Origin of the sequence: Mesorhizobium sp. ES1-1 (genome assembly GCF_020164785.1) — a bacterium.
Classification (GTDB): Bacteria; Pseudomonadota; Alphaproteobacteria; order Rhizobiales; family Rhizobiaceae; genus Mesorhizobium.
Window position 1 is genome coordinate 220,406 of sequence record NZ_JAIUGX010000009.1, and the last position, 12,421, is coordinate 232,826.

General features: G+C 61.3%; 12 protein-coding genes and 1 tRNA gene. 8 read left to right on the plus strand and 5 right to left on the minus strand.

Going from position 1 to position 12,421, the window contains the following annotated elements:
• The first annotated feature begins 35 nt into the window (after window positions 1–35).
• The 5 genes from LB513_RS17360 (at window position 36) to LB513_RS17380 (ending at window position 5,700) form a co-directional block, all read left to right on the plus strand.
• Entirely contained in the window at window positions 36–1,190 is a 1,155-nt protein-coding gene (locus tag LB513_RS17360; RefSeq protein ID WP_224664728.1) for a dihydrodipicolinate synthase family protein, read from the plus strand.
• 97 nt (window positions 1,191–1,287) lie between these two features.
• A complete protein-coding gene (gmd, locus tag LB513_RS17365) occupies window positions 1,288–2,358 on the plus strand; it encodes a GDP-mannose 4,6-dehydratase (protein ID WP_224664729.1) in 1,071 nt (356 codons plus the stop codon).
• A gap of 7 nt (window positions 2,359–2,365) precedes the next feature.
• On the plus strand, window positions 2,366–3,334 hold the full coding sequence (fcl, locus tag LB513_RS17370; protein WP_224664730.1) for a GDP-L-fucose synthase: 969 nt from the start codon (window positions 2,366–2,368) through the stop codon (window positions 3,332–3,334).
• The gene (locus tag LB513_RS17375) at window positions 3,279–4,760 is read left to right on the plus strand and encodes a hypothetical protein (RefSeq protein WP_224664731.1); all 1,482 of its coding nucleotides are present in this window, start codon (window positions 3,279–3,281) and stop codon (window positions 4,758–4,760) included. The genes fcl and LB513_RS17375 overlap by 56 nt, the downstream gene beginning before the upstream one ends.
• Window positions 4,761–5,295: 535 nt before the next feature.
• A complete protein-coding gene (locus LB513_RS17380) occupies window positions 5,296–5,700 on the plus strand; it encodes a host attachment family protein (protein ID WP_224664732.1) in 405 nt (134 codons plus the stop codon).
• A gap of 160 nt (window positions 5,701–5,860) precedes the next feature.
• On the opposite strand, the gene LB513_RS17385 is transcribed toward LB513_RS17380, so the two are convergent.
• The 3 genes from LB513_RS17385 to cpdR form a co-directional block, all read right to left on the minus strand.
• Complete coding sequence (locus LB513_RS17385) at window positions 5,861–6,112, minus strand: hypothetical protein (protein ID WP_224664733.1); 252 nt, start codon at window positions 6,110–6,112, stop codon at window positions 5,861–5,863.
• A gap of 316 nt (window positions 6,113–6,428) precedes the next feature.
• Window positions 6,429–6,503: transfer RNA gene (locus LB513_RS17390), tRNA-Val, on the minus strand.
• A 105-nt stretch (window positions 6,504–6,608) separates the two neighbouring features.
• A complete protein-coding gene (gene cpdR, locus LB513_RS17395; RefSeq protein ID WP_006199474.1) occupies window positions 6,609–6,971 on the minus strand; it encodes a cell cycle two-component system response regulator CpdR in 363 nt (120 codons plus the stop codon).
• A gap of 162 nt (window positions 6,972–7,133) precedes the next feature.
• Here cpdR and LB513_RS17400 point away from each other — a divergent pair, with 162 nt between their 5' ends.
• Together LB513_RS17400 and hisN are read left to right on the plus strand one after the other, a co-directional pair.
• A complete protein-coding gene (locus tag LB513_RS17400; protein WP_224664734.1) occupies window positions 7,134–8,075 on the plus strand; it encodes an N-formylglutamate amidohydrolase in 942 nt (313 codons plus the stop codon).
• A gap of 311 nt (window positions 8,076–8,386) precedes the next feature.
• Window positions 8,387–9,160 carry a histidinol-phosphatase gene (gene hisN, locus LB513_RS17405; protein ID WP_224664735.1) on the plus strand — a complete coding sequence of 258 codons (774 nt, stop codon included), beginning with the start codon at window positions 8,387–8,389 and terminating at the stop codon, window positions 9,158–9,160.
• A gap of 38 nt (window positions 9,161–9,198) precedes the next feature.
• Here the strand turns inward: hisN and LB513_RS17410 are convergent, their stop codons facing one another.
• The gene (locus LB513_RS17410) at window positions 9,199–10,176 is read right to left on the minus strand and encodes an alpha/beta fold hydrolase (protein ID WP_224664736.1); all 978 of its coding nucleotides are present in this window, start codon (window positions 10,174–10,176) and stop codon (window positions 9,199–9,201) included.
• Between the two features lie 481 nt (window positions 10,177–10,657).
• Between LB513_RS17410 and LB513_RS17415 the strand changes: the two genes are divergently transcribed.
• Window positions 10,658–11,125, plus strand: coding sequence for an Hsp20 family protein (locus tag LB513_RS17415; protein ID WP_224664737.1), 468 nt, complete (start codon window positions 10,658–10,660; stop codon window positions 11,123–11,125).
• 65 nt (window positions 11,126–11,190) lie between these two features.
• Here LB513_RS17415 and LB513_RS17420 read toward each other — a convergent pair whose 3' ends face one another.
• Window positions 11,191–12,243: a threonine aldolase family protein gene (locus tag LB513_RS17420; RefSeq protein ID WP_224664738.1), complete on the minus strand. Its 1,053-nt coding sequence runs from the start codon at window positions 12,241–12,243 to the stop codon at window positions 11,191–11,193.
• Between the last annotated feature and the right edge of the window lie 178 nt (window positions 12,244–12,421).

Sequence of the window (12,421 nt, forward strand, 5' to 3'; positions counted from 1 at the left end):
CGTTCCATTTATAGAGGGGACAAAGGGAGCGATCTATGCACATTGTCTTGCCCAGCGAGGGGAGAGTAGGCACTCGCTACACGCTCATCGGCCGGCCTGTGCAGCCGGTGATCGGCGCGCGCTTTTCACGCATCGCCTATGCCGCCGCGCATGTCGTCTCCGATCCGCTCGGCATGAACGATCCGTGGTCCAGGCCGGCGGTGGACTGGGAAAGCACGACGGCCTTCCGTCGTCATCTGTGGCGGCTCGGCTTCCGCATCGCCGAGGCGATGGACACGTCGCAACGCGGCATGGGTTTCGACTGGGCAAATGCGAAGGAATTGATCCGCCGCTCGATCGCCGAAGCGAAAACGGTGGATGGCGCCGATCTGGCTTCCGGCGCGGGAACCGACCATCTGGCGCCCGGCGCCGCCGACACGCTTGCCGACGTGGTTGGCGCCTATGAGGAGCAGTTCGCCTTCATCGAGGGGCAGGGCGGCAAGGCGATCATGATGGCCAGCCGCGCGCTGGCCGCCGTCGCCAACGGACCGGACGACTATGCACTTGTGTACGATCGCATTCTCCGCCAGGCGTCCGGCAAGGTCATCCTGCACTGGCTGGGAGACATGTTCGACCCGGCGCTTAAGGGCTATTGGGGCAGCGACGATTTCGAGACCAATTTGGATACGGTGGTCGCCATCATCGAGCGCCACGCGGCCAAGGTCGAAGGCATAAAGATATCGCTGCTCGATGCCGGCAAGGAAATCATGCTGCGAGACCGGCTGCCGGACGGCGTCATCATGTTCACCGGCGACGACTTCAATTATCCCGAACTGATTGCCGGCGACGGCAACAGGCATTCGCACGCTTTGCTTGGCATTTTCGACGCCATCGCGCCGGTCGCCAATGCCGCTTTGGCGAAATTGGCGGAGGGCGACCGGGCCGGCTACGACGCGCTGATGGCGCCGACCGTGCCGCTGTCGCGAAAGATCTTCGAGGCGCCGACCGGATATTATAAGGCCGGCATCGTCTTCATGGCCTGGCTGAACGGCCATCAAGACCATTTCACGATGGTCGGCGGCATGCAGTCGGCTCGCGGCATCCGCCACTATGCCGATGTTTTCCGCCTTGCCGACCAGGCTGGATTGCTGGCCGATCCCGATCTGGCGACATCCAGGATGAAGAGCTTGCTCGCGGTCGCGGGCCTGTAGAGCGGAAGAAGGCGCACCGGAAAAGGGTCCTGCTCCCTGATTTGCCTTCGACATGCAAATCTGTATCGGTATGCGCTGCTAAAGCGGACGATATGGCATGACGGACAAAGTGGCTCTCATCACCGGGGTGACCGGGCAGGACGGGGCTTATCTGGCGCAGTTGCTGCTGGGCAAAGGCTATGTCGTCCACGGCGTGAAGCGCCGTTCCTCTTCGTTCAACACCGAGCGCGTCGACGACATCTATGTCGATCCGCATGAGCAAGGCGCTCGCTTCTTCCTGCATTATGGCGACCTTACGGACTCGACCAATCTGATCCGCCTGGTGCAGGAAACCCAACCGAGCGAGATCTACAATCTCGGCGCTCAAAGCCACGTGCAGGTGAGTTTCGAGACGCCTGAATATACCGGCAATGCCGATGCGCTCGGCACACTCAGGCTGCTGGAAGCCATCCGTATCCTGCGACTGGAGAAGTCGGTGCGCTTCTACCAGGCGTCGACTTCGGAACTCTACGGAAGGGCACGAGAGACGCCGCAACGCGAGACTACACCCTTCCATCCGCGTTCGCCCTATGCGGCCGCCAAGCTCTACGCCTACTGGATCACGGTCAACTATCGCGAAGCCTATGGCATGTTCGCGGCCAACGGCATTCTGTTCAACCATGAGAGCCCGACGCGTGGCGAAACCTTTGTCACCCGCAAGATCACGCGGGCCGTCGCCGCGATCCACCATGGGCTGCAGGAGACGCTCTATCTCGGCAATATCGACGCCAGGCGCGACTGGGGCCACGCTCGCGACTATGTCGACGGCATGTGGCGGATCCTGCAGCATGAGGTGCCTGACGATTTCGTGCTGGCAACCGGCGAGGCGCATTCGGTGCGCGAATTCGTCGAACTGGCCTTTGCCGAGACCGGACGGGCGATCCGCTGGCAGGGGCAGGGCGTGGACGAAATCGGCGTCGACGCCGCTTCGGGCGCTGTCCTGGTGCGCATCGATCCGCGCTATTTCCGCTCGACCGAGGTGGACAAATTGCTTGGCGACGCCTCGAAGGCCAGGTCAGAGCTTGGCTGGTGGCATACGACTGGCTTCAAGGACCTCGTGACGGAAATGGTTCAGGCAGATCTTGCGCTTGCCGCCAGCGGCAGGTGGCGCAGCGGCAATACCGCCTAGGATGATGATGAACGACGGCTTCGACCTCAGGGGCAAACGTGTCTTCGTCGCCGGCCATCGCGGCATGGTCGGGTCGGCCATCGTGCGCCGGCTGGCGCGCGAGGATTGCGAGATCGTGACCATATCGCGCGAGGAACTCGATCTTCTCGACCAGGCCGGCGTGCGCCGATTCATGGCCGATCGGCGGCCGGACGCGGTGGTGCTGGCAGCGGCCAAGGTCGGCGGTATCCTGGCGAATGACAGATTTCCGGTCGATTTCCTCCAGGACAATCTAATCATGCAGACCAACGTCATCGACAGCGCGTTCCGCGCCGAAGTCGGCAAGCTGCTGTTCCTCGGGTCGTCCTGCATCTATCCGAAACTCGCGGCGCAGCCGATCCCGGAGGACGCGCTGCTGACCGGGCCGCTTGAACCCACAAACGAGTGGTACGCCATCGCCAAGATCGCCGGCCTCAAGCTGTGCCAGGCCTATCGGCGCCAGCACGGCGTCGACTATATCTCGGCGATGCCCAGCAATCTTTACGGGCCGGGCGACAATTTCGACCTCGATTCAAGCCACGTCATACCGGCTTTGATGCGCAAGGCGCACGAGGCCAGGCTTTCCGGCGGCAGCTCGCTCGAGGTCTGGGGCTCGGGCGAGCCGATGCGGGAATTCCTGCACGTCGACGACGCCGCCGACGCGCTCATTTATCTGCTGAAGAATTACTCTGGCGACAGTCACGTCAATGTCGGAACGGGTGAGGATATCACCATTGCCGAACTCGCAAGGACGATCATCTCCGTCGTCGGCGGCGACACCCACGTAAGCTTCGATCGCACAAAGCCCGATGGCACGCCCCGGAAGCGCATGGATGTCTCGCGTCTCTTTGGCAAGGGCTGGCGACCTCGCATCTCGCTGCGCAACGGACTGGCGCAGACATATGAGTGGTTTGTCCGCCACGTCGAAAAAGGCCATGTCCGTCTCGGCGTCGCGTGACCCGGCGTCGATGCTGATCGTCTCCACCCGGAAGGACGGGCTCGGCGGCCGCCTGCTGGCGATGGCCAATGCGAAGGCCTTGGCCGACAGGCTCGGTTATCGTTTCGGCTTCACATGGAGCGACAGGAAGATCACCGACGAAGGCTCCCACACCGTCGATGTGGTGCAAAACATCTTCTCGTCCGACTTCATCGAGAGGCACTGGCTGGGAGAAAAGATCAAGGCCGCCAATTTTAGAGTTCTCGGCGATGCCGCCTTCACGCCGTCCGACCTTGCAGCCATCGCGGGGCGGCAAAGCGGCTGGATCTGCAATCAATTCAACGCAGTCGATTTTTTCCGCGACGATGGCGCCGAGCCGGTGCGAAGGTCCGATGCGCTGCGAAGCTTCGGTTTCGCACCGGCGGTGCGCCAAGCACTTGAAGCCGCCGGGAAATGCCCGTTTCCCGGCCCGATGGCCGCTTTGCATCTGCGCAGCGGCGATATCGTGCATGGCAGCAACCGTAGAAGGCTGATTTTCGCCGACAAGGTCATTCCCTCGACTCTGGGCAAGGCAATCGTGTCGGAGCTTTCATTGAAGGGCCTGACGACGCTGCTCATCGGCCAGGATCGCGCGATGCTCGACTATCTGCAGACCGAAACCGGGGCCATGCGGACCGACGATTTCGGCGCGGGCGAATTCGAAGAAGATGAAACGCTGCGCGCATTCTTCGAAATGGCGTTGATGGCAAGCTGTGAGCAGATCCATGCCGGCAAGAGTATCTACGCAGAACTGGCATCGGTTCTGTCCGCCGTTCCATGCACCTACGTCGATGCGCTTTTCAGCAGGGCGCGCGCGACGGAGATCATTCTCGGCGAGGTGCAGGCGCACGGGTCCCACTACGGGCCGCTCGAATGCGCCTTCGCCTATCAATGGACCTTCCTGACCCTGGAAGACGAGATCAAGCCAGCGCAAGCGAGGGAACTTCTCGGGAAGGCCCAGGCGCTGGATCCTGAAAACGAGGCCTATGGGCTAAAAATGGCCGTGGCCCATTATCGCGAGGGTGACCCTGAATCGGGCGAGGCGATCCTGGAATCCTTGATGAAAACCCAATGGGGAGCCCGCTCCAAGCTTCCGTTGCCGATGCTGGACATCATGACCAATCTGTTCGGAGGGTGGCTTGCGCTGGCAAGAGACTTCGACGTTTTTTTCGCAGCGGCGAAAGCTGGCCATCCCTACGCCATGGCATGTTCGGCTTACATCATGCACGAAGTGTTAGGGGAGAAGTCCTCGGCTGTAGAAACGGCGGCCAGGCTCGTGAAGATGGAGCCCGCAAACCCGATATTCAGGGAAATCAGACGGCGCGTGAGGTGGGGCAAGAAGCCGAAAACAGGAAGACTGGCAAAGGCAATATGGCGGCTTAGACGAATTAAGGGGCACTGGCTGTGAGCCGCGCCATTCCCCGCGCGCCATCACCCACGGGGCATTGCACAACCCCGCCGCACCTTACGCCTTCAACACACAAGCCCCGCCCGCTTCCGACGCGAGGGCTCTGCTTGAACAGATATTATACGGGGGTCTTCGAGATAAAAGACGCGGCAGTAACCGCGTCCAAACGCTCGCGCCGAGTCAGCACCGGCTTTTCATAAGTCTTCTTCATGGGGTCCTCGCTTTCCTCAACAGAAGAAATGCCTCACGGCAGCAGAATTTGTCAAGCCGGCGCAGAAATGCTCGTTGGCGGAGGCAATGGATGCAGTCTTGCCTTGCAGTCGCAATTAAAACAAAAAGCCCGCTGTCTGGGGGGAGCAGCGGGCCTCATGCTGTGCATGGAGTTGAGGGGACATCTCCTAGCAGACGGATAACTACGTCCGCGAAAGAAGGTTCCATGCGACAGAAAAGGGCGGCAGGCATCCAATATCATTCTGAGGCGTTCACCTTGGATGCCAACATTGGCGCAACCCACACCCACCCGGAGATTTGCAGAATGGATATTCCCAAGGGCGCTACGGTCGCCGTGGCCGACGGCGAGCGGTTGAACATGTTTCAGAATTCCGGCGACGAAGCCAATCCCAAGCTGACAGCCTCGACTGTCGACCATGTCTCGAACGAAAACAAGGGTTCTGGCGCGCGCCACCAGAGCAGTGCGGCGAACCCCGACAGCAGCCAGATCGAGGAAGACAGCTTTGCCGCCGGGACAGCCGATTTGCTCAATCGACAGGTGCTCGGCGGACACATCGCCAAATTGATCGTCATCGCCGCACCCCGGACTTTGGGCGAGCTTCGTAAGCACTATCATCAGAAGCTGAAGGATGTGCTTGTCGGCGAGATCGCCAAGGACCTGACAGGGCATTCGGTGGAAGAAGTCGAGAAGGCGATCGCCGCGGCCTAGGCGACGCCCCGCTTCCCGCACGCGCCTGTGCGGTCGTAAGGAACAGGGTTGCGTACCACACTGCTCGGGGTGCTCCTCGCTGTTTGCCTCGACGCAAAGCGCCTTAGGTAAAGCGTCCGCCTTTCGAGGGTCGCCGAGCCGCAATATTCTTTCCCGAAGCCTATTGCTGTCCGGGCATCTCCGAATTTTGCTGCGGATCTTTATTCACGCCCGGCGAAGGCGAGGTCTCTTCCGGAGCATTGGTGCCCTGGTTCTGTTCGGGGGCTCGCTTCAGCGGCTCGGTACGCCAGGAAGGCGCAAACACAAAGAACGCCAGTAGGCCCAGGAACAACAATGCGACTATCGCTATGCCCCACTTCAGGAGCTTCGCCGTACCTCTTTGTTCCTGGCTGCGCGGGAGGTCTTGAGCCATAACATCGTCTTTCTGTTGTGGATGCCGAAAGTGACACCTCAACTTTGGATCGCGGATGATGTTCCGTCGCACTGTTTAAGCAGAACGCGTGTTCCCTGCGTGGTTCGCTCCTAGGCAAGCAAGCAAGTGGGGCCTCTCCGGGGAGAAGGTGCGCAGATCATCGGCGGGGCTCGCGTCCAGCCCCCGTTGCGCACCCCTCCCGACCAAATCAAGGAACGGCCGCGCGTGCCCGCCATGGGGCGACCTGAAACAGCCAGCGAAAATTTAATCGTCAGCTATGGTCGGCTTTCGTGCCGAACTCATGAAAGGGATTGGATGGTGGGCGTGACAGGGATTGAACCTGTGACCCCTGCAATGTCAATGCAGTGCTCTCCCGCTGAGCTACACGCCCATCCGAAGCCGCGCATACACCATTTTTGGTCCGGCGCGTCAATAGCGGGAAAAGGAAAGAAGGCATCGTCCCGTAGCGGCAGCGAGACGTTCGCTAAAAGGGTGTTCAGGCGGCCTGCAGCATCTTCTCGACCTCGTTGACGAGGTCGCGCAGGTGAAAAGGCTTCGACAGGACTTTGGCGTCTTTCGGCGCTTTGGAATCCGGGTTCAACGCGACAGCGGCAAAACCGGTGATGAACATGACCTTGAGGTCGGGATCGATCTCGGTTGCCCGGCGGGCGAGCTCTATTCCATCCATCTCCGGCATGACGATGTCCGTCAGCAGCAGCGAGAACGGTTCCTCGCGCAGCCGCTCATAAGCGCTGGCGCCATTATCGAAATCGCTGACCTGATAGCCTGCGCGCTCAAGCGCCTTCACGAGGAACCGACGCATATCGTCGTCGTCTTCCGCCAGAAGAATGCGTGCCATGATGTCCCGTCCGAATCACCCGCCCGAGATTGCCGTCGGGCAAGCCCGTTAACCATCCTGTATATGAGGAGGAGAGGGTAAACATCAAGTGAACGCGGGTCGTACGAGGCCCATATTCCGCCACGGACATGGCCGCTGGTCGCTGGACACGCGGCCGGCAAGGTGGCAGTTTCACCTCATGAAGCACTGGTGTTTTCGGGTTCGTTCACATTGAAGACGGCAGCCGAGGATTTTTCGGTTTTTCCGCCCTTCGAAATCCGCTCGGGCGCCGAGCAGCGCGTGCCGTTCCTGTTCAATTCGCCGCATAGCGGCCGCTATTATCCCGAGCGCTTCCTCGCCATGGCGAGGCTCGACCGAAATGCCATCCGCCGCTCCGAGGATTGCTATGTCGACGAACTGTTCGGCGGCGCCGTGGCACTTGGCGCGCCGATGCTGGCGGCGCATTTCCCGCGCGCCTATCTCGACGTCAACCGGGAGCCTTGGGAACTCGACCCGCGCATGTTCGCCGAACCGGTGCCGTCCTTCTGCAACATTCGCTCGGCACGGGTGGCGGGCGGGCTCGGCACTGTCCCGAAGCTGGTCGGCGAGGGGCTCGACATCTATGCCGGGCGGCTGCCGCTGGCCGAGGCGGTGGCTCGCATCGAAGCGGTCTACAAGCCTTATCACGAGACGCTGAAACGGCTTTTGACACGGACCCATGCGCGCTTCGGTTTCGCCGTGTTGATCGACTGCCATTCCATGCCCGCGAGCATCCGTGTCGGTGACAGCGGCCTGCGGCCTGACTTCATCATCGGCGACCGGTTCGGCATTTCGGCGAGCGCGGCCCTGACGGAAACCGCGATCGGGCTGCTCAGCGGCATGGGCTACACCGTGGCTCACAACAAGCCCTATGCGGGCGGCTTCATCACCGAGCATTATGGCCGCCCGGCGCGCCACCTGCACGCGCTGCAGATCGAGGTCAATCGCGGGCTCTACATGAACGAACGGACGTTCGCGAAGGCCGCCGGCTTCGACGCGCTCGCGGACGACCTGACGCGGTTCTCGGCGGATCTGATGGCGATGCCCGACCATCATTTTATGGATCTGCCGTTGGCCGCGGAGTGAGATGGCGTGTCGCGGCGTAAAAAAAGACCGCATCGCTTTCACGACACGGTCGAAGTCTAGGGAGGAAACGCCCAAGGAGGGCATGGACAGGAGAACCTGTCCGAGGTCGAGGGTATTGTGCGCTGCACAAATGTCAAGCGATCTTCAGGCGTTTTTAATTCATAGTGATGTGGAAACTGCGCCTCGAAAGAAACGGCGTGTCATTTGTGCCACGGCTGGCGCACCGGAAAATCGGCAGCCTCTCTTGTTTTGGCGCACAACTGCCGGCAGAGCAGGGGTTTCGAGCGCGCCTCGCACTGCAGGAGAATCAGTTGGACATCAGTATCGATTTCATGCGCCGTATCGCGCAGGCCGCAGCGGCGGAAACCTTGCCGCGCTTTCGCAGCCAGGGCGCGGTGGCAAACAAGGAAAAGGGCAGTTTCGACCCGGTTACGGAAGCCGACCGCGAGGCCGAGCACGCCATCCGGGCCCTGATTTCGGCTGAGTATCCCGACCACGGCATTCTCGGCGAGGAGCATGGCAGCGAAAACGTCACCAGCAGGCATGTCTGGGTAATCGATCCCATCGATGGCACGCGCGCTTTCATTTCCGGATTGCCGGTTTGGGGGACGCTGGTCGGGCTGACGATCGATGGCGACGCCGTCGCCGGCATGATGTCGCAGCCGTTCACAGGCGAACTGTTCTACGCCAACGCATCCGGCGCATTCTATGAAGGACCGGGCGGTCCCCGAAAGCTGGCGGCCCGAAAGACGACCAATCTCGCCGAAGCAACGCTGTTCACCACCACGCCGGCGCTGTTCAAGGGGGAGGCACGCAAGCGCTATGACGGTTTCGAACAGCAGGTGCAACTCGCCCGTTATGGCGTCGATTGCTATGCCTTCGCCATGGTGGCGTCGGGAAGCGTCGACATTGTCGCCGACCCTGGCTTGAAGCCTTATGACATCGTGGCGCTGATCCCGATCATCGAGAAGGCGGGTGGCGTCGTCACCACATTCGATGGCGGTCCGGCGGAGAAGGGCGGCGACGTGCTGGCCGCGGCGACGCCTGAGCTTCACGCCGCGGCCATGGCCGCGCTGCGCGGCTGACCGATCGCGACCGGCGATCCGGCCTTAAGGGCATATCATCATGCCGTCGGATCGTCGCTGCCGGGAATGAAGGCATCGAACGCGGCAAGAAACTGCTCGCGGTAGATGTCGGCTTCCTGAAGGATTTCGTGGCGCGCACCGTCGATCATCAGCAGCGAACCGAGCCGCAACCGTCGGGCGTAGGCTTCCACGGCCTTGGTCGAGACCACTTGATCGGTGCTCGGGGCGATGATCAGCAGGGGAATCTGGATGCCGGCCATGAAGTCGGGGTCGCTCACCGCCTCCGACGCTTTCGCCGCTGCCCGCAGCCAGCTTATCGTCGGGCCGCCCAGGGCCAGTTGCGGATGCTCTTCATAGATCCGGGTGTTGCGCCGGTAGCGTCCCGGGTCGGTTGTCACCTTGTTCGTGTCGAAGGGAGCGGACACTTTCGGCCGCGGACCCCATGCGGCATAGAGCCGGCCGAGGCCTAGAGCACAAAACAAGGTACAGAGACGGCGAACTGTCGATATCGAGACAGGCAGATCCGGCAGAGTGAAGAACGGTGCGATCAGCACCATACGCCGGACGCGGTTTACCAAGGACGGTGAAGCAAGCAGTGCGACCGTCGCGCCGGCCGAATGCGCCAGGATGTAGTATGGTCCCCGGCAGTCGGGCAGCACGATCTCCTCGAAGAATTGATCGAGGTCTGCGGCATAGTCCCGAAAACTCCTGACATAGCCGCGCTGGCGGTCCGCGATGAGCCGGTCGGACGAGCCTTGGCCGCGCCAATCGAAAGTTGCGACGCCAAAGCCGCGATCGGCGAGGTCGCGAATGGTTTCGTAATATTTCTCGATGCACTCGTTGCGGCCCGACAGGACGATGACCGTGCCCTTGATCGGCCGGGTCACCGCGCCGAACAGGCCATAGCGGATCTTCCTGCGATCACGGGTTACGAAGAAGCCGCGGGTGGCGTTCTCCGGCGTCGGATTGCCATCGACTTCGTGGAAAAGGGGCTCGTCGTGGACAGAATCCGGCATTCGGCGTTTCTTGGCTGAGGTCCTTGCGTGCCCGGCCGACATGGCTGGCGTCGCCAAGGTGATAGACGCCAACACGTCAAAAGCAAAGCAAATCACGGTTGCGTGGGGACTCCAACAGGGAAAGCCGGAAGCCGCCTGAAAGCTGCTTCCGGCCCCTGTCGATCCGGGAGGAAGGGACGTTAACACCCGGTCGGCCTCGTCGCGGCACAGGCCAAATGAGGTCCCGTGCCGCCTGTCGTTGATCCTGGAGGTATTTGTAACGCCGGCAGTCTGAACGCACACCGAAGCCGTGGTTCATCCGCCGTTCATCGAGAGCGGGCCGATTGCGTTTTCTGCCGGAGAAAAAATCTTGAAATGCCTGCTTCGGTCCCCCAAATGTTGGGTGCGGTCGCCAATATCGGGGCCGCTGGTCCAGCCGAAACGCCGTTCAGGGTTTCGCACCGACCATACGCGAACCATGTTGCTCAACAGGAGAACACCTATGCGTCACGTTGATTTTTCACCCCTCTATCGCTCGACCGTCGGCTTCGACCGTCTCTTCACCATGCTGGATTCGCTTGCCCAGCCCGATGGCGCGCAGACCTATCCGCCCTACAACATCGAGCGCACCGGTGAGGATTCCTACCGGATCTCGATGGCGGTAGCCGGCTTCTCGGACGACGAAATTTCGATCGAGGCCCACCGCAATGTGCTGACCGTGAAGGGTGAGCGGAAAGACGAAGGCACCGGCGAGGGCTCCGAACTGCTCTATCGTGGCATTGCCTCGAGGGCTTTCGAGCGCCGATTCCAGCTTGCCGACCATGTTGAAGTCGTTGGCGCGGCGTTGAAGAACGGCCTGCTCTTCGTCGATCTCAAGCGCAACATTCCCGAGGAGTTGAAGCCGCGCAAGATCGCGATCACTTCGGCCCCCGCCAGCGCCAAGCAGATCGAGGCAAAGGCCGCGGCCTAATCTCTAGGGTCGTCTCCCGAGACGGAAGCGGCGCTGAAAGGCGCCGCTTTTTTGTTGTCGGTAGATTATCCCGCGAGCAATTGGCCGAAGCGGTCGACCTCATCGGGGGTTGTGGCGAAGCTGGTGACAAAGCGATAAAGCAGCTCGTCCTCGCCGACATGGCCATCGAAACTATGCGGCCTGTGCCAATCATAGAAGGCGGCACCCGCGGCCTGCAGCCTGTCGGCTTCGGTCTTCTTGATGATCGCGAAGACCTCATTGGCCTGAGGCAGCCAGGCGAGCTTCGCCGAGGCCGAATCTTCGATCGCCGCCGCAAGCCGGGCTGCCATGGCGTTGGCGTGGCGGGCGGTGTCGAGCCAAAGCCCATCCTTGAAATAGGCTTCGAACTGCGCAGCCACGAAGCGTGACTTCGAAAGCAGTTGGGCGGCGCGCTTGCGCAGGAAGGCCAGTTCCCGGGCGCGATCAAGGTCGAACAGCACGATCGCCTCTGCGCACCAACAGCCATTCTTGGTGCCTCCAAAGGAGAGAATGTCGACACCGCGCTTCCAGGTCATTTCGGCTGGCGTCGTGTCGAGCGCGACCAGCGCATTGGCAAAGCGTGCGCCGTCCATGTGCACGGGCACGGAATGGTTCTTGGCAATGGTTGAAATCGTCTCGATCTCATCCAATCCATAGATCGTACCGACCTCCGTGGACTGCGTGATCGAAACGGCCATGGGGCGCCCCCAATGGACGATCTCCGGCGCGAAGCGCTCCATCGTCTCCTCGAGATGGTGCGGATCGATCTTGCCAAGCGGGCCATCGATGGCATGAAGGCGCGAGCCACCGGAAAAATATTCAGGCGCTCCACATTCATCCTCGATGACATGCGATTCGCGGTGGCAGAAGGAGATGCCGCCCGGCTTGTTGAACGTTGTCAGCGACAGCGCATTGGCGGCCGTGCCGGTCGCGACGAAGAACACCGCGACCTCGCGTTCGAAAATCTCGTTGAAACGCCGGTAGATGGCCTGGTCGAGCGCACCATCTCCATAAGCGGTCGAAAAGCCGCCGGAGGCGGCCGACAGACCGGCAACGATATCGGGATGGGCGCCTGCCCAATTGTCGGAAGCGAAGAACATGTACCTGCCTGTGTGTGGGGAAATCACCGGGAATATGCGTTGAAGTTGAGCGGTTTCGGCGAGCGACGGCAAGGGCCAGACACCGGAAAACAGCTCGGGCCACCAAGGTCGGCGGGCGCGCGATCTTGAATGAAGCTTACGTTTGCGATGACATACGCGAAATTTTATGTCGTCGAAC

What these genes read in the sequence shown, in the direction of transcription:
- LB513_RS17360 (WP_224664728.1), top strand. Translation starts at nt 36, where the DNA reads ATGCACATTGTCTTGCCCAGCGAGGGGAGAGTAGGCACTCGCTACACG.
- gmd (WP_224664729.1), top strand. Translation starts at nt 1,288, where the DNA reads ATGACGGACAAAGTGGCTCTCATCACCGGGGTGACCGGGCAGGACGGG.
- fcl (WP_224664730.1), top strand. Translation starts at nt 2,366, where the DNA reads ATGAACGACGGCTTCGACCTCAGGGGCAAACGTGTCTTCGTCGCCGGC.
- LB513_RS17375 (WP_224664731.1), top strand. Translation starts at nt 3,279, where the DNA reads ATGAGTGGTTTGTCCGCCACGTCGAAAAAGGCCATGTCCGTCTCGGCG.
- LB513_RS17380 (WP_224664732.1), top strand. Translation starts at nt 5,296, where the DNA reads ATGGATATTCCCAAGGGCGCTACGGTCGCCGTGGCCGACGGCGAGCGG.
- LB513_RS17385 (WP_224664733.1), bottom strand. Translation starts at nt 6,112, where the DNA reads ATGGCTCAAGACCTCCCGCGCAGCCAGGAACAAAGAGGTACGGCGAAG.
- cpdR (WP_006199474.1), bottom strand. Translation starts at nt 6,971, where the DNA reads ATGGCACGCATTCTTCTGGCGGAAGACGACGACGATATGCGTCGGTTC.
- LB513_RS17410 (WP_224664736.1), bottom strand. Translation starts at nt 10,176, where the DNA reads ATGCCGGATTCTGTCCACGACGAGCCCCTTTTCCACGAAGTCGATGGC.
- LB513_RS17415 (WP_224664737.1), top strand. Translation starts at nt 10,658, where the DNA reads ATGCGTCACGTTGATTTTTCACCCCTCTATCGCTCGACCGTCGGCTTC.
- LB513_RS17420 (WP_224664738.1), bottom strand. Translation starts at nt 12,243, where the DNA reads ATGTTCTTCGCTTCCGACAATTGGGCAGGCGCCCATCCCGATATCGTT.